The sequence below is a fragment of the Amycolatopsis sp. NPDC102389 genome (assembly GCF_044765885.1).
GTDB lineage: Bacteria > Actinomycetota > Actinomycetes > Mycobacteriales > Pseudonocardiaceae > Amycolatopsis.
The window spans coordinates 56,715-77,199 of sequence record NZ_JBIWKX010000018.1 but is presented as its reverse complement, the minus strand read 5'-3'; the positions used below and the strand labels follow the sequence as shown (position 1 = coordinate 77,199).

Annotated in this window: 19 protein-coding genes; 9 read left to right on the top strand and 10 right to left on the bottom strand. The window is 69.5% G+C overall.

All coding sequences use genetic code 11. The features are described 5' to 3' along the window. Positions 1-6 precede the first annotated feature (6 nt). Positions 7-573 (bottom strand): TetR family transcriptional regulator, encoded by a 567-nt coding sequence (locus tag ACIRGA_RS17900; protein ID WP_400942368.1) that lies wholly within the window; start codon positions 571-573, stop codon positions 7-9. 112 nt (positions 574-685) lie between these two features. On the opposite strand from ACIRGA_RS17900, the gene ACIRGA_RS17895 reads away from it, so the two are divergent. The 3 genes from ACIRGA_RS17895 to ACIRGA_RS17885 all read left to right on the top strand — a co-directional run bounded on the left by ACIRGA_RS17895 (position 686) and on the right by ACIRGA_RS17885 (position 3,384). Beyond that, entirely contained in the window at positions 686-1,876 is a 1,191-nt protein-coding gene (locus ACIRGA_RS17895) for a cytochrome P450 (protein WP_400942367.1), read from the top strand. A 2-nt stretch (positions 1,877-1,878) separates the two neighbouring features. Then, positions 1,879-2,094, top strand: coding sequence for a ferredoxin (locus ACIRGA_RS17890; RefSeq protein WP_400942365.1), 216 nt, complete (start codon positions 1,879-1,881; stop codon positions 2,092-2,094). Between the two features lie 69 nt (positions 2,095-2,163). Next, positions 2,164-3,384, top strand: coding sequence for a GNAT family N-acetyltransferase (locus tag ACIRGA_RS17885; RefSeq protein WP_400942363.1), 1,221 nt, complete (start codon positions 2,164-2,166; stop codon positions 3,382-3,384). Here ACIRGA_RS17885 and mtnA read toward each other — a convergent pair. Then, positions 3,381-4,346 carry an S-methyl-5-thioribose-1-phosphate isomerase gene (gene mtnA / locus ACIRGA_RS17880; RefSeq protein WP_400942362.1) on the bottom strand — a complete coding sequence of 322 codons (966 nt, stop codon included), beginning with the start codon at positions 4,344-4,346 and terminating at the stop codon, positions 3,381-3,383. The genes ACIRGA_RS17885 and mtnA overlap by 4 nt on opposite strands. Before the next feature lie 57 nt (positions 4,347-4,403). Here mtnA and ACIRGA_RS17875 point away from each other — a divergent pair, with 57 nt between their 5' ends. Continuing rightward, positions 4,404-4,802 carry a RidA family protein gene (locus ACIRGA_RS17875; protein WP_400942360.1) on the top strand — a complete coding sequence of 133 codons (399 nt, stop codon included), beginning with the start codon at positions 4,404-4,406 and terminating at the stop codon, positions 4,800-4,802. Between the two features lie 263 nt (positions 4,803-5,065). Here the strand turns inward: ACIRGA_RS17875 and ACIRGA_RS17870 are convergent, their stop codons facing one another. Beyond that, the gene (locus ACIRGA_RS17870; protein WP_400942359.1) at positions 5,066-5,860 is read right to left on the bottom strand and encodes a PIG-L family deacetylase; all 795 of its coding nucleotides are present in this window, start codon (positions 5,858-5,860) and stop codon (positions 5,066-5,068) included. Between the two features lie 362 nt (positions 5,861-6,222). On the opposite strand from ACIRGA_RS17870, the gene ACIRGA_RS17865 reads away from it, so the two are divergent. The 4 genes from ACIRGA_RS17865 to ACIRGA_RS17850 all read left to right on the top strand — a co-directional run bounded on the left by ACIRGA_RS17865 (position 6,223) and on the right by ACIRGA_RS17850 (position 10,426). Then, positions 6,223-7,440, top strand: a complete 1,218-nt coding sequence (locus ACIRGA_RS17865; protein WP_400942358.1) for an ROK family protein — start codon at positions 6,223-6,225, stop codon at positions 7,438-7,440. Positions 7,441-7,718: 278 nt separating this feature from the next. After that, entirely contained in the window at positions 7,719-7,904 is a 186-nt protein-coding gene (locus ACIRGA_RS17860) for a lasso RiPP family leader peptide-containing protein (RefSeq protein WP_400942356.1), read from the top strand. 6 nt (positions 7,905-7,910) lie between these two features. Further along, positions 7,911-9,737 (top strand): albusnodin/ikarugamycin family macrolactam cyclase, encoded by a 1,827-nt coding sequence (locus tag ACIRGA_RS17855; protein WP_400942354.1) that lies wholly within the window; start codon positions 7,911-7,913, stop codon positions 9,735-9,737. Next, a complete protein-coding gene (locus tag ACIRGA_RS17850; RefSeq protein WP_400942352.1) occupies positions 9,734-10,426 on the top strand; it encodes a lasso peptide biosynthesis B2 protein in 693 nt (230 codons plus the stop codon). The genes ACIRGA_RS17855 and ACIRGA_RS17850 overlap by 4 nt, the downstream gene beginning before the upstream one ends. A 50-nt stretch (positions 10,427-10,476) precedes the next feature. Here ACIRGA_RS17850 and ACIRGA_RS17845 read toward each other — a convergent pair whose 3' ends face one another. The 3 genes from ACIRGA_RS17845 to ACIRGA_RS17835 form a co-directional block, all read right to left on the bottom strand. Further along, positions 10,477-10,608, bottom strand: a complete 132-nt coding sequence (locus tag ACIRGA_RS17845) for a hypothetical protein (protein ID WP_400942351.1) — start codon at positions 10,606-10,608, stop codon at positions 10,477-10,479. Positions 10,609-11,125: 517 nt separating this feature from the next. Continuing rightward, positions 11,126-11,815 (bottom strand): dienelactone hydrolase family protein, encoded by a 690-nt coding sequence (locus tag ACIRGA_RS17840; protein ID WP_400942349.1) that lies wholly within the window; start codon positions 11,813-11,815, stop codon positions 11,126-11,128. Continuing rightward, a complete protein-coding gene (locus ACIRGA_RS17835; RefSeq protein ID WP_400942347.1) occupies positions 11,812-12,696 on the bottom strand; it encodes an arginase family protein in 885 nt (294 codons plus the stop codon). The genes ACIRGA_RS17840 and ACIRGA_RS17835 overlap by 4 nt, the downstream gene beginning before the upstream one ends. 76 nt (positions 12,697-12,772) lie before the next feature. On the opposite strand from ACIRGA_RS17835, the gene ACIRGA_RS17830 reads away from it, so the two are divergent. After that, positions 12,773-14,125, top strand: coding sequence for a TrpB-like pyridoxal phosphate-dependent enzyme (locus ACIRGA_RS17830; protein WP_400942346.1), 1,353 nt, complete (start codon positions 12,773-12,775; stop codon positions 14,123-14,125). An 8-nt stretch (positions 14,126-14,133) separates the two neighbouring features. Here ACIRGA_RS17830 and ACIRGA_RS17825 read toward each other — a convergent pair whose 3' ends face one another. The 4 genes from ACIRGA_RS17825 to araD form a co-directional block, all read right to left on the bottom strand. Continuing rightward, positions 14,134-15,303 carry a GGDEF domain-containing protein gene (locus tag ACIRGA_RS17825; protein ID WP_400942344.1) on the bottom strand — a complete coding sequence of 390 codons (1,170 nt, stop codon included), beginning with the start codon at positions 15,301-15,303 and terminating at the stop codon, positions 14,134-14,136. A gap of 184 nt (positions 15,304-15,487) precedes the next feature. Next, on the bottom strand, positions 15,488-16,699 hold the full coding sequence (locus ACIRGA_RS17820) for an MFS transporter (RefSeq protein ID WP_400942342.1): 1,212 nt from the start codon (positions 16,697-16,699) through the stop codon (positions 15,488-15,490). A gap of 86 nt (positions 16,700-16,785) precedes the next feature. Further along, complete coding sequence (locus ACIRGA_RS17815; RefSeq protein ID WP_400942340.1) at positions 16,786-18,588, bottom strand: VanW family protein; 1,803 nt, start codon at positions 18,586-18,588, stop codon at positions 16,786-16,788. Between the two features lie 149 nt (positions 18,589-18,737). Beyond that, on the bottom strand, positions 18,738-20,456 hold the full coding sequence (gene araD, locus ACIRGA_RS17810) for an L-arabinonate dehydratase (RefSeq protein ID WP_400942339.1): 1,719 nt from the start codon (positions 20,454-20,456) through the stop codon (positions 18,738-18,740). Between the last annotated feature and the right edge of the window lie 29 nt (positions 20,457-20,485).

Genomic DNA, 20,485 nt, shown 5'->3' with positions numbered 1-20,485 from the left:
ACGCGATTATCCGCTGCGTTCCAGCAGCGTCCGCGCCGCGCCGAGCACCAGGCGGCAGACGTCGTCGGGATCCGCGCTGGCCAGAGGTTCCTTGCCGGTGATGTCGCGGACCAGGCCGATCCCGAGCAGCCAGGCGAGGATGAGGTCGGCCCGCAGGTCCGCGTCGTCGGCGTCGGTCAGCGTGGCGAGCACCTTCGCGTACTCCTCGCCGAGCTGCCGCCGGACCGCGGCCGCGGCGCTGTCGTGTCCCGTCGAGCGCAGGTACGCGTCGAGGGTGCGGTCGCGGCCGGTGTCGGACTCCAGCATGCTGCGCAACGCCGTTCCGAGCAGGGCGTCCGGTGGGGTGGTGGCGATCTGCTCGCGTCCACCGCGCGCCAGGACCTCCTCGAACAGCGCGTCCTTGGATCCGAAGTAGCGGAACAACAGGGCCTGGTTGGCTCCGGCGAGCTTCGCGATGTCGCGCACGGTCGTGCGGTCGAAGCCGCGTTCGGCGAAGAGAGCCGCCGCCGCGTCGAGCAGGGCCGCCCTGGTCGCGGCCGCGTCGCGCTTGCGGACCTGCGGTTCTTCCGTCATCGGCAAAGGCTAGCCGGGCGTCGCACGGTAGGCGCATTGACGCTCACCGTGATCATGGTTAGCGTTGTAAGCAGTTGCTTACAAACCGCCGAGCCGGGGGGTTTCCGGACAAATGACCACCACTGACACCGAATTCGTCGCCTATCCCTTCAATGAGGACGCCGGACTCGAGCTCAACGAGGCGTACGCGGCGGCCCGCGCCACCAAGGGCATGCTCCGCGTCCGGCTTCCGCACGGTGAGCCGGCGTGGCTCGCCACCCGCTACGCCGACGCGCGCTTCGTGCTGGGCGACCGGCGATTCTCCCGTGCGATGGCGGCGGACAAGGACGAGCCGCGGATGGCGCCAGGCAGGCGGCCCGGCGGGATCCTGAGCATGGACCCGCCGGATCACACCCGGCTGCGCACGCTGGTCGCGAAGGCGTTCACCATGCGCCGCGTCGAACTGCTGCGGCCGCGTGTCGCCGAGCTGGCGGCCGGCCTGATCGAGGACATGAAGGCGAAAGGACAGCCCGCGGACCTGGTCGAGGACTACGCGCTGCCGATCCCGGTCGCGGTGATCTGCGAACTGCTCGGCGTCCCCGTCGAGGACCGGCCGAAGTTCCGCGTCTGGAGCGACGCCGCGCTGTCGACCAGCCCGCTGACCACCGAAGAGATGATGGCCAACCAGGACGAGCTGCGGGCGTACATGCACGTGCTCGTCGAGCAGCACCGCGCCGAGCCCCAGGACGACCTGATGACCGCGCTGATCGAGGCGCGCGACGTCCGCGACAGGCTGAGCGAGCTGGAACTGGTCGACATGTGCATCGGCATCCTCATCGCCGGGCATGAAACGACCGCCAGCCAGATCCCCAACTTCGTCTACGCCCTGCTCGAACAGCCGGAGCAGCTCGCCCGCCTTCGCGCGGACCTGGACCTGATCCCGGCCGCGGTGGAGGAACTGCTGCGGTTCATCCCGTTGGGTGCCGGAGCCGGGTTCGCCCGCTACGCCACGGAAGACATCCAAGTGGGTGACGTGCTGGTGAAGGAGGGGGAACCGGTGATGGTGGCGATCGGTGCCGCCAACCGGGACGCGCTCCAGTTCACGGCGGCGGAAACCCTCGAATTCGGCAGGGAGGCCAACCCCCACCTCGGTTTCGGGCACGGCGTGCACCACTGCCTCGGTGCCCCGCTGGCCAGGCTCGAACTGCAGGAGGCCCTGAAGGCGCTGCTGCGAGATCTCCCCGGACTGCACCTCGACGGCGATATCGTGTGGAAGACCCAGATGCTGGTGCGGGGGCCCCGCTCCATGCCGATCGGATGGTGAGCATGAGCTGGAAAGTCGAGGTCGATGGCAACACGTGCATCGGCTCGGGGATGTGCGCGGCGTTGATGCCGGAGGTCTTCGAACTCGAAGGAGCCACGGCGACAGTGGCCAAGGGAGAGATGGATCCGGGCGAGACGGTGCTCGACGCGGCGGATTCCTGTCCCGCGATGGCCATCGAGGTGACGGAAAAGGGTGAGGTGATCGGGCCGCGGCCCTGAACACCGCCCATCTGTGCTTGCTTCGGAAAAGGCGTGGCGGTCGTCGGTGAAGAGGCGTAGGACGACAGGGTGAGCGATGAAGGCTTGACCCTCCGCACCCTGACCACCGACGACCTGCCCGCACTCTCGGACATGCTGGCGCACGCTTTCCTCACCGACCCTTCGGAAGGGTTCCAGTACCGCGAAGGGCTGGTGTTCGAACCCGAGCGTTCACACGGAGTCTTCGACGGCGACGAGCTGATCGGGATGGGGGAGATCCTCACCCGGAAGATCACCGTTCCCGGTGCGGGGCCGACGCCGTTCGCGGGGATCACGTCGGTCGGCGTCGCTCCGGGGCATCGGAGGCGGGGCGCGCTCACCCGCGTCATGCGGGCGCAGCTGCACGGCCTGCACGACGACGGCGCCGAACCGATCGCCGCGTTGTGGGCGTCCGAAGCCGTCATCTACCCCCGCTTCGGATACGGGCTCGCGGCGCAGTTCTACCGCGCGAAGGTCCGCGCGAAATCCGCGTTCCGGCCCGGCGTCGAACTCGAAACCGAGCGGGTGCGCGAAATCGGGCGTGAGCAAGCGATTCCGCTGATCAAGGCGATCTACGACAAGGAAGCACCCCAACGGGTCGGCGCACTGGACCGGCCCGGGGCGACGTGGGAGTTCAACCTCGACGACCCGGAGCGGCGGAGGAACGGCGCGACCTCCATGAGGTTCGCCGTGCTGCCGGACGGCTACGTGATCTACCGGCTGAAGAGCGACTGGAGCGAAGAGGGCCCGCGGGGGACTCTGAGCGTGCAGGAATTGGTCGCGACCACGCCGGAGGCGTACGCGACGCTGTACCGCTTCCTGCTCGACTACGACCTCGTCTTCACGGTGGAGGTGTCCGCCGCCCTCGACGAACCGCTCATCCACCTGCTCGCCGACCCCCGCGCGATGAGCCGGACCGGCGGCGACTCCCTGTGGGTCCGGCTCGTCGACGTCGATCGCGCCCTGGTCACCCGGCGCTACAACGCCCCGGTCGACCTCGTTTTCGGCGTACGCGACGCCTTCTGCCCGTGGAACACCCGGAACTGGCGGCTCGTCACCGACGCCGCCGGCCACGCGGAGGTGACGCGAGTGGAGGACGAGCCGGATCTCGAACTGGACGTCACCGACCTCGGCGCGATCTTCCTCGGCGGGACCAGGCCGAGCACCCTGGCCGCGGCGGGCCGGATCAAGGAGCGGACCGCCGGCGCGGTTTCGCGGGCGACGGCGGCGTTCGCCACCGACCGCGAGCCGTCCTGCCTGGAATCGTTCTAGCCGCGCAGGATTCCGTGCTCGGTCACCACCGCGGTGATCAGCTCGAACGGCGTCACGTCGAAGGCCGGGTTGAACACCTCCGCGCCTTCGGGGGCGACCTTTGTGCCGCCGAAGCTCAGGACCTCGCCGGGATCGCGTTCCTCGATCACGATCCCGGCTCCGTCCGGCATCGCGGTGTCCACAGTGGACGAAGGGGCGACGACCACGAACGGGACTCCGTGGTGCTTCGCCGCGATCGCCAGGCCGTAGGTGCCGATCTTGTTGGCGACGTCGCCGTTGGCGGCGATGCGGTCGGCGCCGACGAGCACGCAGTCGACCAGGCCGCGGCTCATCGCCGCGGCGGCCGCGCCGTCGGGCTGGATCCGGTACGGGACACCGGCTTCGGCCAGTTCCCAAGCGGTCAGGCGGGCACCCTGCAGCAACGGCCGGGTCTCGTCGACCAGCACGGACTCGACCAGCCCGCGGGCTTGCAGATGCCAGACGACGCCGAGCGCGCTGCCCCAGGCGACCGTCGCGAGGTGGCCCGCGTTGCAGTGGCTCAGCAACCGCAATGGCCGCCGTTCGCAATGTTCGAGCACGACTTCGGCCGCCAGCCGGGACGCCTCGTGGTTGATCCGCTCGTCCTCGTCGAGGATCGCGAGGGCTTCGGCGAGGACGGCTTCCGGCCCCTCCGGGAGCTTCGCGAGAGCGCGCGAAACGCCCCAGCTCAGGTTGACCGCCGTCGGCCGGGCCTGGGCGACGCGCTGCGCTTCGGCCTCGACGTCGCCTCGTGCGCGGGTCGCCAGCACGACGCCGAGCGCCCCCGCCGCACCGAGCGCCGGTGCGCCGCGCACCGCGAGCCGCTGGATGGCGCCGACGAGTTCCCCGACCGTGCGCAGCTCGAGCACGCGGTACTCGGCGGGAAGGACGGTCTGGTCGATGATCGTGACCGCGTCACCGGTCCAGTCGATCGTCCTGCGCATGGCTCCCCCGTGAAATCCGGTTGTCCCGTCGCGACCGCCTCGGTGAGGATGCGGTGCGTGACCATTGAACGCCACCATCCGCCCGGTCTGCACCCCACGCCCACCTACCACCACGTGACCATCGTCGAAGGCCGGAGGGACGTCCACCTCGCCGGCCAGTGCCCGCTCGCCGAGGACGGCAAGGTCGTCGAGGGCGACGTTCTCGCCCAGGTCGACCAGGTCGTCGCGAACACCGCCGCCGCGCTCGCCTTCGCCAAGGCGACCCCCGCCGACGTGGTGCGCACGGTGATCTACGTGGTGACGCCGGACGCGGACGTGCTCTCCGCCGTGTGGGACCGGTTCGTCGAGTCGGAGATCGGGGAGGCGTTCACCACCGCGAGCACCCTGCTCGGCGTCGCGCAGCTCGGCTACTCGGGGCAGCTCGTCGAACTCGACGTCACCGCCGCCACGGCCTGACCTCGTCCGTCCGGCCGGGGGGGGGGGGGGGGGGGGGGGGGGGGGGGGGGGCGGCTCCCCCCCCCCCCCCCCCCCCCCCCCCCCCACCACCTGCACCCAGCCCGTTCCGGCGCCCTGTGGCCGCGCGACCGCTGTGACTGTTGGTGCGTGTGGGGCGTACAAGGCGATCATCGAGTCCGTGAAGGCCTCCTTGAGGGACTCTGGGTCCCTCAAGGGGGCCTTCACGGCACAGCTGACTGGGTAGGTAGGTGAACGGCCGGCGGTCAGAGACCCGCCATGAGGTCGGTCTCCGTGATGCCCGGACCCTGCCCGGCACGGATGAACCACTCGACGCCGAACGCCTGCGCGAACCCCTCGTCCGGCATCGCGAGGAAGAACGAGTCCTCGCTGATCTGGCTGGCGTGCGCGCGCATCGCGGCCCGTTTGTACGGCAGGTACGCGCTGACGTCGACCCTCGCGGTCAGGATCTCTTCCGGCTTGCCGAACTCGGAACCGTCCTCGAAATCGGGGAGGTCCTCGGCCTTCAGTTGCCCGGTCCGCACCGCCTCTTCCATACCGCGGCGCATCTCGTCACTGTTGCTCGTCGCCTCGTAGACGCGCGGCGTGCCCGCCAGCTCGGCCGCGCGCATCCCGACGCGGTGCACCTGGATGTGGTCCGGATGCCCGTAGCCGCCGTTGTCGTCGTAGACGGTCAGGACGTCGGCCTGCTCCTCGCGCAGGATCGCGGCCAGCCGCTGCGCGGCCTCCTCGACGTCGGCCTGCCAGAACGTGCCGGGCACGTCGTTGCGCGGCTCGCCCATCATGCCGGAATCGGTGTACCCCAGGAACTCCACCCGCTTGGCCCCCAGGACCTCGGCGGAAGCGTGCGTCTCCTGCACGCGGCGCTGCCACAACTCCTCTCCGTCGTCGAGGAACCCGTCCGGTACCTCGCCGACCTCCCCCTTGGTCGCGACGACGAGCACGACACGGTGACCTTCCTCGAAGGCCTTGCGCATGACGCCACCCGCGACGATGCACTCGTCGTCGGGGTGGGCGTGAAAACTCACCAATGTGGCCATGCTGGGGAAACTACCGGGAGGCACCGACATATTCCGGCGGTCCGCCTCAGCCGTCCGAGCCGTCCGGACCGGAGGGCGAGGCGAGCGGGGGTCGACAGGGAACCGGACGAAAATCACTCCGCTGTCGAATAATCGGCTGAGCCATTCGGGTTGTGTTGAAACTCAGCAGACTTTCGCCCGCCGGCGACTAAAGTAGGGACTTTTTCCTCGCGATCATCCCTATTCGGCGCCTCGCCAACAAGGGATTTCGGCGAACCGGCCTGAATCGTTAAGAGTGGGCTCCTTAAACTTGAAGCTTTCTCTGTTAGCGTGCCTTGCTTCGGCTTGATTTTTCGGGTCGCGCGACGGGGATGAGGGGTTCGATGCTTGAGGCGCGGGAACTGCTCGGTCCGACGAGTGGAACGAAGGAGCAGAACCGCCGCAAATTGATCATCGAAATCATGATCAAAGCGGATCAGCAGTCACGTCTCGCTCAGCGGCTCGGGGTTTCCGGGGCGTCGGTGTCCACCGCCGTCGCCGATCTGGCGGACGAGGGAAAGGTGGAGGTCGAATCGGGGCGCAAGGGTGGCGTCGTCCGCCTGCCCCAGACCCGGGGAATCGCGCTGGGCATAGATCTCGGTTTCCGCCGGGTGGCGGTCATCGCCCGGCCGGTGGACCGGTCGTTCGACTCGGTCGACCCGCAGATCGAGATCGAAGGGGCCAATCACGGATTCCCCCGGCTGCTTCCCCAATTGGAGAGCATGATCCGCGCCGCCGTGCGCTCGACCGGGCAAGAACTGGGGGACGTCGTCTCGGCGGGCCTCGCCGTGCCCAGGATGATCGACCCCCGTAGCGGCCGGTTCACCACTCCGGTCCTGCCGCCGTGGTCCGACGCCGACGACCCCGCCGCCAGTTTGGGGAAACTTCTCGGCGTCCGGGTGGCGGTGGACAACGACGCCAACCTCGGCGCGATGGCCGAGCAGACCTACGGCCTGGACAAACCGCTGGAAACGGTGGTGTACATCAAGGCGTCCACGGGCGTGGGCGCGGGAATCATGATCGGCGACAAGCTGCTGCGCGGCGAGCGGGGGATGGCCGGCGAGATCGGCCACCTGACCATCGAGCGCGACGGCCAGGTCTGCCTGTGCGGCGGCCGTGGCTGCCTCGACACCCTCGTCGGTGCCGAAGCCTTGACCGGGCAGGTGCGCCGCGCGGGGCGGCGGGACTACCGGCCGCCCGACAATCTGGGCCTGCTGATCGGCTTGGCGCAGCAGGGCGACGCGGCCTGCCGCCGGATCATCAACGACGCCGGCCGGACGCTGGGGTTCGCACTGGCCCAGCTGTGCAATCTGGTGAACCCCCGCCTGGTGGTGCTCGGCGGGGAGCTCGCGGGTGCGCAGGAACTCGTCATCGATCCCTGCCGTCAGGAACTGGAGCGCTTCGCCCTCGCCGGAACGGTCACGGACGACACCCGGTTCGAGTTGCGGACCAGCGGGCTGAACTCGCTCGCCGAGGCGCACGGCGCGCTCATTCTGGGGCTGCGCGCCCGGCAGCAGGATCATCCCGGTGACGGTGCCTCGGGCGGCGTCGTTTCGAATTGAAGAAAGGGACGTTCCGTTCCCGGCGTCATGGTTGAAATCCGTTCGGGAAGTATGTCGATTAAGACGGCTCACTCAGACGTGTGATTCTTGCGGGGCGGCGAGACCGCTTCTCCCGGATCGCCGTATCGCCCGGCTCTTTCGCGCCGGACTTCCCGTGGGGCCGCCCGAGGCAGACAATCGACTCCCGTTACGATCCTGCCTTCCCTGGCGATTCGTAAAGCCGGGGGATGCTTCTTCTCCTGCCGACCAGGAGACAGCCTGACTCGAAGGTGCTGATCATGAAACTGCTTCCTGTGCTCCGTCCGTCGCCCGCGCGCGACACCGCCGACGCGGTCATGGAGCCGTCCGCCGAGGATGTCGGGTACGAGCCGCCTTTGCTCTTCGACCTCGGGCACGTGCGAGAGCTGACCCTGGGCAGCTCCTCCAGCGGAAGTGCCGACTCCAATTCGCAGTATTACTGGTGATACCCGGTGAGCGCAGACGTGCCGGGCCTGCTGGGTTCCTTCCCCGGAACCGCGACGGCGACCGCCGGAACCCTCCGCGTACCCGCGGAACCGGTGTGGCCGGAAGAGGCTTCGTGGGTGTCGTTCGGGGAATGGCGGCCCCGCGAACTGCGCGCCCTGACCTGCCCGGGAGGGAAGCTGGTGCTGGTCGGCCAGTGTTTCGCGACCGATGCGGAGATCCGCCGGGACTTCCGGCGCGCGCTCGACGGTGACCGGCCCGCCGAAGTCACCCGGTGGCCGGGCAGCTATCTGGCGGTGGTGATCCGGCCCGGCGACGTGACCGCGTTCGTCGATCTGGCGGGGCAGTACCCGCTCTACTTCCACGCGGCATCGGGGCGGACCGTGCTCGGCACCAGGGCGAGAGTCACCGCGCGCGCCGCCGGGCTGCCGTGGGAACCGGACGTGACCGCGCTGGCCGCCGAGATGTTCTGTCCGGGCGTCCCCCTCCCGACCGGAAACCGCTCCGTCTACCGTGGGCTCGGCCGGCTGTCCGGCGGGCAGGCCGTCCGGGTGGACCGTGACGGTCGATGCCGGACCTGGACCTACGAAACTCTCGCGCCGGACCGGGGCCGGTCGCCCGAGGACGCCGCGCAGGCCTTGCGAGTCGCCCTCGAGAACGCCGTCCGCGCCCGCGCCGCCCAGCCGTTGACCGCCGATTTCAGCGGTGGCTTCGACTCGACGTCGATAGCCTTCCTGGCCGCCCGGTACCGGGACGAAACGCTGCCGGTGTTCACCTACCACCATCCGGACGCGCCGGCGGACGATCTGGTCCACGCCGAGCGCTACCTGCGCTTCGATCGGCGACTGCGTTCCACGGTCGTCGCCGGCACTCCTTCTTCTCTTTCCTACCAAGGACTCGACACGGCCACCGCCACTGACCTCCCCGATCCCGGCGCGGTCAACCAGGTCCGGACGAGGCTGCGGTTGAGGCAGGTCGCGGCTGCGGGCGCCGGGGTGCACCTCGGTGGCGAAGGGGCAGACGCCCTGCTCGTGGCGGCGCCGGGGTATCTGGGCGACCTCGCGAGGGAAGGAGCGTTGCGACGGCTGGGGCGGGAGAGCCGTCAGCTGGCCAAACAGCGCCGGGTCGCCCCCGCGCGGGTGCTGGCGCGCTCCGCGGAGCTTTCGATGACCTCGCTCGGCCGGGCGCTGCGCCTGCTGGCGAAACGCTTCGAGCGGCCGTCGGAACGACACATCCAATGGCTCGACGCGATCGCCTGGTGGCCCGGCCCCGGCACCGAGACCACTTGGCTGTCCCCGTCGATGGGGCGGGGGCTGGCCGAACTCGCGCGGGCCGGCGCCGGTGAACTCGCGCCTCCGGACGGCGCGGGCGTCGGTGACTGCACGGCGGTGGCGGAAGTCCGGGCCTCCGGGGCGGTCCAGCGTCAGCTCGACGAACGCGCGCGACCGTGGGGGGTGTGGCCGCAGGCGCCGTTCTTGGACAACGACGTCATCCGGGCCTGTCTTTCCCTGCCCTCCCATCGGCGTGCCGATCCGATGACCACCAAGCCCCTGCTGGGCCGGGCACTCTCCGGTCTCGTCCCCGACGCGGTTTTTTCCCGGCGTACCAAGGGAAACTACACCGGTGAGGACTACAAGGGCGTACGTCTGGCCTCGACGGAACTGAGTGCCCGGGTGTCTTGCACGAGACTCGCCGACCTCGGCGTGATCGAACCGGCCAAGGTGAAGACGGTCTTTTCGCGTGCCGAAGCGGGCCTTCAGGCGCCGTTTCCCGCGCTCAACCGGTTGCTCGCCGCGGACCTGTGGCTGCAGGGGCTCGAAAGGTGTGACGTATGACCGGGGCTTCGAAGGTGGTCCATCTCGAAGGCGCCGCCCACGAGGGGGGTGTGGTGCTGAACCTGCGAAGCGGCCGGTGGTACGCGCTCAACTCCACCGCCACCTTGCTGTGCCGTGAACTCCGTACCGGCGGGATCGAAACCGCGGTCCGTGCCATCGGCGATCGCTATCCGGCGGTGGACGAACACCGGGTTCGCCGGGACGCGGGCGAGATGATCAAGACGCTCGCCGATCGGGACCTGGTCGTTTTCGAGCCCCCGGCCGTCGCGGAGAGGGGCGCCGCCGGTCCGCCGGTCGTCGCCAGCTCCGGGACCGGCCGCTACCGGCTACGCGCCGGTGTGGCGGTGGCCGTCGCGGTGGTCATGCTGAGCCTGCCGTTCCGCTGGACCTTGTGGGTCGCGTCCGTGCTGCGTGCCCGTGACGTCCCCGAGGCGACGACGGAGGAGGCGGTCGCGATGGTGCGGACGGTCGAGACGATCGCGGGGCGGTACCCCTGCCGGACGGCCTGCCTGGAGCAGTCGCTGGCCGCGGTGTTCACGGCGGCCATGTCGCGCCGGAAACTCGGCTGGGTCATGGGGGTCGCCGAAGATCCGTATCGGTTCCACGCTTGGGTGGAGGCTCGCGGTGTACCGGTGCTTCCGGTCGAAGAACCCGAGTTCTCCGAATATCGGAGGGTGCTGATCCGGTGAACGCGGAAAGGCGACCGCGAGGGACCGCGATCGCCTTTCGTCGTCGCCGCTCAGTGGTGCAGTAGCGTGCTCCACTCGTAAGACGGCACGAGGTAGATCACCACGATGATGATGATCAGCCGGCGGACCTTGAGGAAGGGCGGAACGGTGCAACGACCTTCCAGTGTGAAACGGAATTTCATTTCTTCACCTCACCCGAATAATCACCCGCCCCGCCCGGTTCTGTCGTGCTCGAGCGGGGATTACTTCGAGTCTTACACGCTTTGCGGAGTCGGGACGTCGTGCGTTCACGGCACTGATCGTACGTTCCGCTCGTGACGTTTTTCGGCTTGAGTGCCGATTTCCGTCAAATGTGCCAGGGATCGATTTCGAAAAAAAGATCACTCGCCGGAAAGAAGGCCGGTCCGGTCCGAATTGAAGGAGCGGCCGGGTTTCGGCGGCCGACGGGCTCGCTTCGCCTGATTCAGGCCCCGGCCCGCCGGTCGTGGCGATCGGCGAGCCGGTGGGCGGGACCGCACCGGCCCGCCGAAGCCGCGTCTGGCGAATCCAGTACTTCCGGGCGGCGGGCCGCCCGACGATTTGAACGTCCTGCGAGCCACCCAGGCGCGGCGAAGATAATCCCGAAGCCGGGCCCCCGGTGGCCGGACCCCGGGCCGGGCCTCGGTAACGGCCTGGGCGAATCACCCGTTCGGGCTAGGCCTACGCGGGGAAGGTCCGCCCCAGGAACTCCAGCGTCAGCGCCCAGGCCGCCGCGGCTGGCTCCGGCTGATGGAACATCGGCGCCACATGGTTGTGGAACGCGTGCCCCGCGCCCTCGTGGATGTGGATCTCCGCCCCGTCGTGGGTGGCGACCGCGTCGGCCAGCTTCCGCACCCCTTCGGCGGGAATGTAGGGATCCGCGCCCCCGAACTGGAACTGGATCGGGCAAGTGATCTCCTTCAGCAACGGAAGCTGCTCCGGAACCCGGGACCCGTAGTACGAAACCGCGACGTCGGGGTCGCCTTCGGCGGCGGCCGCGTAGGCCATCGAGCCGCCGAGGCAGAAGCCGAAGACACCGGCGCGGCCATCGGTTGCGGGCAGTGCCCGCAACGTCGCCAGTGTCGCGAGCACGTCGGTGACGGCGCTCGCCGGGTCGAGCCTGCCCGCGACCGCCATCGACGCCGAGACCCCGGCTTCGTCGTGCGTGGCCGACCAGCCGGGGGAGATCCGCCAGAACAGTTCGGGCACCGCGACGACGTAGCCGAGGGCGGCCAGGTCGGCGGCGACCGACTTGAGGTAGTCGTCGAGACCGAAGATCTCCTGGATCAGCACCAGACCCGGGCCGGAGCCGGATTCGGGCAGCCAGAGCGGGGCGTCGAACGAGCCGTCGGCGACGGTCACCTTGGTCATCGGGTTCCTTCCAGCGCGCGCACGAGGCAGTCCGTCACGAGGGCGGCCTGCGTACCGTCGGGGTCGAGGTCGGGATCGAAGATGGTCAGCTCCAGCCCGGCGGCGCCGGGGATCGCGAGCAGCCCCCGGAGCAGCTCGACGAGCCTGTCCGGGCTGAGCCCGCCGGGATCGGGACTGTCCACGGCGGACACGAATTCCGGGTCGAGGGTGTCGATGTCGATGTGGATCCAGAAACCGTCCAGTGGCGCGAAAATCTCCCGTGCAGCGGCGAGCGCGCCGTCGGTGCCGGCCGCCATGATCTCCTGGCTGGTCACGACCCGAAGCCCGGCTTCCCGTGCCTCGGCGGACTCCTCCGCGCGAACGCCGAGCACGAGGACGTCTTCGTCGCGGACGTAGGGGCGCAGACCGTCCACATCGGCCAGTTCCGGCTGGCCGCGGCCGGTGACGACGGCGAGGGCCTCGCCGCCGACGGAGGCGACGTGATCGGAATTGCCGAGATGCCGGAAGTCGTCGTGCCCGTCGAAGTAGACGATGCCGAAACGGCCTTCGCGACGCAGTGTCAGCATCGCCGCGAGCGCGATCGAGCAGTCGCCGCCGAGCACGACCGGGAAGCCGCCGTCCGCGCGGATCTTCGCGAGGCGTCCGGCGAGGGCGGCGGTGTAGGTCGCGATCCCGGCCGCGTTGCGCACGCCGGTGCCGGGCGACCACTCGGGCAGATACCGCGGCGGGGTGACGACACCGCCGTCCCGTGCGCCCAACCGGGTGAGCAGGCCGTGGTCGCGCAGCGCGCCAGGTGCCTTGTAGCAACCCGGGACCACCCCTTCGGCGGGCGGGCGCAGTCCGAGATTGGACGGAGCGTCGAGCAGTACGAAATTCCCCATGCCCCCACCGTAGTAGTGACGCCTGGTGCCACGCCGTCCGTCCCTTTAGGTTGATGGGACGGACAGAGGAGGCTCAATGGCGGAGCGGACGAAATACATCCTCGACGAAGCGGACATGCCGACCCGGTGGTACAACGTCGTCCCGGATCTGCCGGAGCCGCCACCGCCGCCCTTGCACCCCGGCACCCGCGAGCCGGTCGGCCCGGACGACCTCGCGCCCCTGTTCCCGCAGGCGCTCATCGCCCAGGAAGTCAGCACCGAGCGCTACATCGACATCCCGGAAGAGGTCCTGGACGTCTACCGGCTCTGGCGTCCGTCGCCGCTGTTCCGCGCGAGGCGGCTGGAGAAGGCGCTCGGCACCCCGGCCCGTATCTACTACAAGTACGAGGGGGTCAGCCCGGTCGGTTCGCACAAGCCCAACACCGCCGTGCCGCAGGCGTTCTACAACGCGGCGGAGGGTGTCACCAGGCTGACCACCGAGACCGGCGCCGGGCAGTGGGGGAGCGCGCTCGCGTTCGCGTGCGCCACCTTCGGGCTCGAGTGCGAGGTGTGGCAGGTCCGCGCCTCCTACGACCAGAAGCCGTATCGCAAGCTGATGATGGAGACCTTCGGCGCGACGGTGCACCCGAGCCCGTCCGAGCTGACCGAATCCGGCCGCGCGATCCTGGCCGCCGACCCGGAATCGACGGGGAGCCTCGGCATCGCGATCAGCGAGGCGGTCGAGCAGGCGGCGCAGGCGGAGAACACCCGCTACGCGCTCGGCAGCGTGCTCAATCATGTGCTGCTGCACCAGACGATCATCGGCGAAGAGGCGCTCAAGCAGTTCGAGCTGGCCGGGGACACCCCGGACGTCCTCGTCGGCTGCACCGGCGGCGGGTCCAACTTCGGCGGGCTCGCTTTCCCGTTCCTGCGCGAGAAACTCGCCGGCCGGATGGACCCGGTGATCCGCGCGGTCGAACCGGCCGCCTGCCCGACCCTCACCCGCGGGAAGTATGCGTACGACTTCGGGGACACCGCCGGGCTGACGCCGTTGCTGAAGATGCACACGCTCGGTCACGACTTCATCCCCGACCCCATCCACGCCGGTGGCCTGCGCTATCACGGGATGTCACCGCTGATCTCGCATATCTACGAACTCGGGCTGATCGACGCGATCGCCGTCGGGCAGGAGGACTGCTTCGCCGCGGGCGTGCGGTTCGCCAGGGCGGAGGGCATCATCCCCGCGCCCGAGCCGACCCACGCGCTCGCCGCGTGTATCGAGGAAGCGTTGCGGTGCAAGGAAACCGGGGAGGAGAAGGTGATTCTGACCGCGCTGTGCGGCCACGCGCACCTCGACCTTCCGGCGTACGGCGCGTACCTGGCGGGCGACATCTCCGATCACGCGCTGTCCGATGAAGTCCTCGAGAAGTCACTGGCCGGTCTCCCGTAACGCGCGGGTCAGCCGGTCACCTGGTAGCCCGAAGTCCGGTTCCGCCCGGTGTTCTTGGCCTCGTACAGCGCCCGGTCGGCGACGGCGATCACCGCGTCCAGATCGCTGACGCCCGGCCGGTCGGCGAGACCGATCGACACGGTGACGTGCTCCGGCAGATCGTCGTCGCGCGAAGCCACGCTCGACCGGATCCGCTCCGCGATCGCGTGGGCGTGCACGGCGGGCGTGCCGGGCAGCAGGACGACGAACTCCTCGCCGCCGAACCGGCCGACCAGATCCGTGCCGCGCACCTCGGTGCGCAGCGTTTCCGCGATCGCCGCCAGATACCGGTCGCCGACCAGATGCCCGTGCCGGTCGTTGATCAGTTTGAACCGGTCGACGTCGACCATCAGCAGGCTGGTGTGCCGCCCCGCGCGCCGCGCGCGGTCGAGTTCGTCGGTCGCGGCCTCGCGCCACGCCTTGGCGTTGAGCAGGCCGGTCTTGGCGTCGCTGCGCGCCTGCCGTTTCAGCTGCCGCAGCAGGACGCCGCGATGCAGTACCAGCGTGATCCCGACGACCAGCAGCAACACCACCGGCCAGTCCCGCAGCGCCCACGCGACGATGACGCCGAGCGCGATCGTCGCCGCTTCGAGCGCGTATTCGAACGGTTTCGCCAGCGCGTCGCGCAGCCGCTCGTGCGGCGTGCCGTAGTACACCGCGACCGTCATCAGCACGGTGTTGACCAGCAGGAACACCCCGCCCGCCACGACCACCGAACCGAACGAGGACGCGTCGCGGGGCAGCACGTCGAACGGCGCCGCGTACCGGGAGAGGAAGGCGGCGGCCGCGAAACCCGCGAGCACGGTCGCCGAGGCGGAGAACGTCCGCCGGAACAACGGATTCGGCTGCCCGCGGAGCCAGCGGTAGAAGAACGACACGGCGATGACCAGCGCGGCGAGCGCCGGATGCACCAGCAGTACGGCGGCGAAGGTCCAGACACTGTCGAGCGAGATGTGGGGCGTGCCGGCGAACCGCTCCCGCACCCGCTCCACCGGACGCGACAATTCCGTGTACAGCACGGCGCTGAGGATCAGGATCGCGAAGGGGACGGCGTCGCCCGGAGTGAACGGGACGCGGAGAAGAGACCAGGCGGATCCGGTGATCGCCGCGACGTCCACCAAGAGGACGAAGCCGATCAAATTACGGTTGGGTAGCCGCCACAGCGCCCAATTCGTTAGCGCCACGGAGACGAACGTAATCGGTTGGATACTAGGTGTCACTACGCTGTATGGGTAGGCGTGGGTGCACCACGCGTGACCGGATCGGGGAAGCGGAGGGGGTGAGCTCCATGCGCGGGCAGAACTGGTGAACACCCGGTTCCGGTCAAAGGGGGTGAAGCGGGGCCACGTGGCGCCAAGCCCGGGTGGCCGGAACAGCCACTACGAGACCGGCGAGTGCGATGACCGAGACCGTCGTCGCCGGTGAACCGAGCACGCCGACGAGCAGGCCGCCGGCGATCAGCCCGATTCCCTGCACGGCGATGAGTCCCGACCCGGCGAGGCCGAAGGCCTGGCCTCGTTCGGTGTCGGGTACCAGCCGCATGAACGTGGTGCTCGCGGTGACCTGGTAGGCCGCGCACATCCCGGACAGCACGAGCAGTCCGGCGGCGTAGGGGAGCGTCGGCCGGAACCAGAACGCCGCGAGCGGCACGATCGCGCCGAGTGCCAGCGCGCCGACCAGGCGCAAGCGGATCTCGGGCCGTACGAGACGGCCCAGCACGAACACCCCGAGCACGATCCCCGCGGGATGCGCCGCGAGCAGCAGCCCCGCGGTCGCCGCCCCGCCGCCGATCTCCGCGGCGTAGGGCACGGCGAGCCCTTCCGGCACGATCACGAAACCCGCCAGCCACGCCAGGCCGACCAGCGCGCGCAACCGGCGGTCACGCCAGATCGTGGCGGCCCCGGCCGAAAGCCGCCGCAGGGTCGACGTCGCCGGTCCGCTCGCTCCCGTCGCGGGTCGCGCGCGGACACCCAGCCGCAGGACGATCGCCGAGACGGCGAACGTCACCGCGTCCAGTGCCAGCCCGCGTCCCGGCCCGATCGCGGCGATCACGGCGCCGCCCAGCGCGAACCCGGCGAGCTGACCGATCTGGTTGGTGATCTTCAGCAGTGACTGGCCGAGCACGTACTGATCCCCGCTGAGCACCGACGGCAGGACGGCGGCCTGCGCGGCGGTGAACGGCGCGTTGGCCAGTTGCACCACCACCAGCACGGCGGCGAGCGCGGGCAACGGGATACCGGGGACGGCGAGCACCGCGACCAGGAGTGCGCGGACGACGTCGGAGCAGACCATCACCGCGCGACGCGGATACCGGTCCGCCAGCCCGCCGAACACCGGCCCGCCGATCAGATCGGGGAGGTAGGTGAGCGCGTAGGTCAGCGCGGGCCACGTCGCCGAACCGGTGCGCTGGAACACCAGCACCGACAGGGCGACCCTGGCCACCTGGTCGCCGAGGATGGACTGGAGTTCCGCGAACCAGATCGCCCGCAGCTCACCGACCGCGAGGAGCTGCCGGAAGGTCGTCTTGGTGCCCACGAGGTGACCACCCCCCGCCCGGTCGGTGAGTTACTTACCGTACCGCTCCGGACGCGTGTGGTGAACCCTCCAAGGAGCCTGCTCCGCTACTCCGTGCCGCAGGTGATCTTCGGCTGCGGGTTGTAGTGCACGTTCCGGGTGTGGCGCCGGATCTCGCGGCCGGTCGCGGCGTCCTTGATGACCCGGGTGTCCGAGGTGGTGAAGCCGGGCGCGCCGTTGCTGGGCTTGCAGTTCTCGGCGGGGCCGGGCTTCGTCGGCGGGTCGGACGGGTTGCTGCGGCCGCCCGGGATCGACTCGACGGTGTACTTCTTGGTGCCCCACAGCCGGATGGTGATGTCCGACGGCGTCCAGATGGTCTGGATCGCGACGCCGGTGTCCCCGTCGTTGGTGAACTTCAGGTCGATCACGCTGCCGCCGTTGTGGTTCTGGAACACGGTCGCCTCGCGCGCGGCGGGGTAGCGGCTGATGTAGTAGCTGTGCTCCTTGTGCTCGGTGTCCTTCATCCCGGCGAAGTACGAAGCGTTGTACAGCGTGGTCGCGAACTGCGAAATCCCGCCGCCGACCTCGCGGCCGGGCGCGCCGTCCTTGATGACACCGGCCTCGACGTAGCCCTGCGCCGCGCCGCGCGGCCCGGTGAACCCGTTGAGGCTGAACGTCTCGCCCGGTTTCACGATGGCGCCGTTGACCTTCTGCGCCACGACCCGGATGTTCGTCCCCGAGTCCGCCGCGAAACCGCCGGTCTTGAACTCGCTGACGACCTCCTTGATGCCGAGCTGGTTCGCCTGCTCGGTGGTCACCTTGGCCGGGGTCTTCTTGTAGGTCACCGGCAGCTCGCGGGGCGCGGCGCGCTTGAGCACGTCGAGCACCGGCTTGAGGCTCGGCTCCCAGTCGACGACGTTGGCGTCCTCGGAGGGCTGCACGGTCGGCTTGCCGCCTTCGAAGACGATCTGCGCGTCCTTGCCCTCCTTCTCGGTGGACTTCAGCTGCGGGCCCGCGGCCTCGATGATCTTGTTGTTGTCCACCTTCGGGTTCAGCACGCCGCCGTCGACGGGTTCGAAGGTGAGCGCGGCCGCGATCTGCTCGGGTTTGACGACCGCGTCCTTGCCCTCGCCCTTGACGACCATCGGCGACGCCACGGCGGGCTTCGCGATCTGCTCGAGGGCGGCGTGGACGGCCTCCGGCGAGACCTTGACCGGGGTCTGGGTGACCGCGAGGGTGAGCGGCTCGCCGCCGGCCCAGCGCTCCAAGATGGTCTTCTTGGCGGCGTCGACGTCGAGCTTCTGCCCGGTCTTCGGCTCGACGGCGACCGGCCTGGCCTCCTCGAAGCGCACGGTGCCCTCGACGGGGTCGCGGTCGACCTTGTCGCGCAGGTTCTCCAGCGCTCCGGTGAGCTTGGCGTCGTCGGTCTGGGTGACGACGCCGACCTCGGTGGTCGAGAAGAACGACGCGATCCGCGTGAACGGGTTCAGCGGCTGATCGCCCGCCTGGTCCAGGGTGGCGGGCCAATCGAGGCGCAGGCCCGCGTTGGTCGGCGCCAGCGACTCCTCGGCGTCACCCGCGACGATCTTCACCGGCCGGGTCAGCCGCGGTTCGATCGTTCCCTTGAGCTCCTTCTCGGCCGCGGTCCGGTCCATCCCGCCGACCTCGACCCCGGCGACGGTGACGCCGCGGGGGACGCTGCCCTGGGAGACCAGCACGTCGAGGGCGTACGCGACGACCAGCAGGCCGAACACGCCGCCGCCGATGAAGGCGGCCTTGCGGTAGCTGCGACGGCGCTTCGGTGGCGTGGGCTCCCGCGGCGTGGCAGACTCCGCGAACCCGGACGTGACGACCGGGAGAATGTCCGTCTGCTCAGCGTGGGACTCGGGCCAGCGCGGTTCCTGCGGCAACTCTCCACCCTCCACGGTCCGGCGAGGCCGGGCGTCGTGATCGAACATCCGGGCCTTCCACACGTTCCGGACGTGAGTTCAAGATACGGGGCACGTTTTGTGGGCGTGCAACTCGCCCGGTTGGGTGAGCGGGTCACTCCGTCGGGTGGTCACTGGGCGTCAGGTTCCGGGTTTTCGCCCACTCTCGCGAGAAAGTCGAAGTCACAGCCCTGATCGGCTTGCGTGATGTGTTCGGAGTACAACGCGCCGTAACCACGTTCGTAGCGTGGCGCGGGCGGGATCCACTGCGCCCGGCGGTGTTGCAATTCCGCATCATCGACGTCGAGGCTCAGCCGTCGCGAAGGGACGTCCAAGGTGATCGGATCGCCGTCGCGGACCAGCGCGAGCGGTCCGCCCACATGGGATTCCGGCGCGACGTGCAGTACGCAGGCGCCGTAACTGGTGCCGCTCATCCGGGCGTCGGACACCCGGACCATGTCCCGGATCCCCTTGGCCAGCAAGTGATCCGGCAGGGGCAGCATCCCGTACTCGGGCATCCCGGGGCCGCCGAGCGGGCCGGATCCGCGCAGTACCAGAACGGAATCCTCGGTGATGCCGAGAGCGGGATCGTTGATGCGGTTCTTCAAGTCCTTGTAGTCGTCGAAGACCACCGCGGGTCCAGTGTGGACGAGCAGCCGGGCGTCGGCGGCGATGTGCTTGATCACCGCGCCCGACGGCGCGAGATTGCCGCGCAGCACCGCGACTCCGCCTTCGGTGGCGACAGGGTTGTCGCGAGTACGGATGACGTCGTCGTCATGCACGCGCGCCGAAGCCAGGTTCTCGCCGAGAGTCCGGCCGGTGACCGTCATGCGATCCGTGTGCAGCAGGTCGGTCAGCCGGGAGAGCAGGCCGGGAAGCCCTCCGGCGTAGTAGAAGTCCTCCATCAGCCAGTCGCCGCCCGGGCGGATGTTCGCCAGTACCGGGACCCGGCGCGCGATAGCGTCGAAATCGTCGATGGACAACGGGATCCGTCCGCGTCCGGCCATCGCGATCAGGTGGATGACGGCGTTGGTGGAGCCGCCGAGCGCCAGCACCGTGGTGATCGCGTCGGCGTACGCGCGCTCGTCGAGGATCTTCGTGATGGTGAGGTCCTCCCACACCATCTCGACCGCACGCGCGCCGCTCGCCGCGGCCATCCGGTGGTGCGCCGAGTCGACGGCGGGGATCGACGCCGCGCCGGGCAAGCTCAGCCCGAGCACCTCGGCGACCGACATCATCGTGGACGCGGTCCCCATCGTCATACAGGTTCCGGGAGAACGGGCCAGCCCACGCTCCAATTCGGACAGTTCCTCGTCGCCGATCAGCCCGGCCCGCTTGTCGTCCCAGTACTTCCACATGTCGGTGCCGCTGCCGAGCACCTCGTTCCGCCAGTGCCCGCGCAGCATCGGCCCGGCGGGCACGAAGATCGCGGGCAGCCCCGCGCTCGTCGCGCCCATCAGCAACGCCGGTGTCGTCTTGTCGCAGCCGCCCATGAGCACCGCGCCGTCGATCGGATAGGACCGCAGGATCTCCTCGGTCTCCATCGAAAGCAGATTGCGGTAGAGCATCGGCGTCGGCTTCTGGAACGTCTCGGACAGCGTCGAGACCGGGAACTCCAGCGGGAATCCGCCCGCCTGCCACACCCCGCGTTTGACCTGTTCGGCCCGCTCGCGCAGATGCATGTGGCAGGGGTTGACGTCGCTCCAGGTGTTGAGGATCGCGATCACGGGTTTCCCGAGGTGCTCCTCGGGGTTGTAGCCGAGTTGCCTGCTCCGGGCCCGATGGCTGAAACCGCGCAGTTCGTCGCCGCCGAACCAGCGGTGGCTTCGGAGTTCCTCAGGGTTCCTCATGACCGCCAGTATGGCATCTCATATATGAT

What these genes read in the sequence shown, in the direction of transcription:
- ACIRGA_RS17850 (WP_400942352.1), top strand. Translation starts at nt 9,734, where the DNA reads ATGACCGGGGCTTCGAAGGTGGTCCATCTCGAAGGCGCCGCCCACGAG.
- ACIRGA_RS17890 (WP_400942365.1), top strand. Translation starts at nt 1,879, where the DNA reads ATGAGCTGGAAAGTCGAGGTCGATGGCAACACGTGCATCGGCTCGGGG.
- ACIRGA_RS17895 (WP_400942367.1), top strand. Translation starts at nt 686, where the DNA reads ATGACCACCACTGACACCGAATTCGTCGCCTATCCCTTCAATGAGGAC.
- ACIRGA_RS17840 (WP_400942349.1), bottom strand. Translation starts at nt 11,815, where the DNA reads ATGACCAAGGTGACCGTCGCCGACGGCTCGTTCGACGCCCCGCTCTGG.
- ACIRGA_RS17900 (WP_400942368.1), bottom strand. Translation starts at nt 573, where the DNA reads ATGACGGAAGAACCGCAGGTCCGCAAGCGCGACGCGGCCGCGACCAGG.
- ACIRGA_RS17830 (WP_400942346.1), top strand. Translation starts at nt 12,773, where the DNA reads ATGGCGGAGCGGACGAAATACATCCTCGACGAAGCGGACATGCCGACC.
- ACIRGA_RS17865 (WP_400942358.1), top strand. Translation starts at nt 6,223, where the DNA reads ATGCTTGAGGCGCGGGAACTGCTCGGTCCGACGAGTGGAACGAAGGAG.
- araD (WP_400942339.1), bottom strand. Translation starts at nt 20,456, where the DNA reads ATGAGGAACCCTGAGGAACTCCGAAGCCACCGCTGGTTCGGCGGCGAC.
- ACIRGA_RS17835 (WP_400942347.1), bottom strand. Translation starts at nt 12,696, where the DNA reads ATGGGGAATTTCGTACTGCTCGACGCTCCGTCCAATCTCGGACTGCGC.
- mtnA (WP_400942362.1), bottom strand. Translation starts at nt 4,346, where the DNA reads ATGCGCAGGACGATCGACTGGACCGGTGACGCGGTCACGATCATCGAC.
- ACIRGA_RS17845 (WP_400942351.1), bottom strand. Translation starts at nt 10,608, where the DNA reads ATGAAATTCCGTTTCACACTGGAAGGTCGTTGCACCGTTCCGCCCTTC.
- ACIRGA_RS17860 (WP_400942356.1), top strand. Translation starts at nt 7,719, where the DNA reads ATGAAACTGCTTCCTGTGCTCCGTCCGTCGCCCGCGCGCGACACCGCC.
- ACIRGA_RS17870 (WP_400942359.1), bottom strand. Translation starts at nt 5,860, where the DNA reads ATGGCCACATTGGTGAGTTTTCACGCCCACCCCGACGACGAGTGCATC.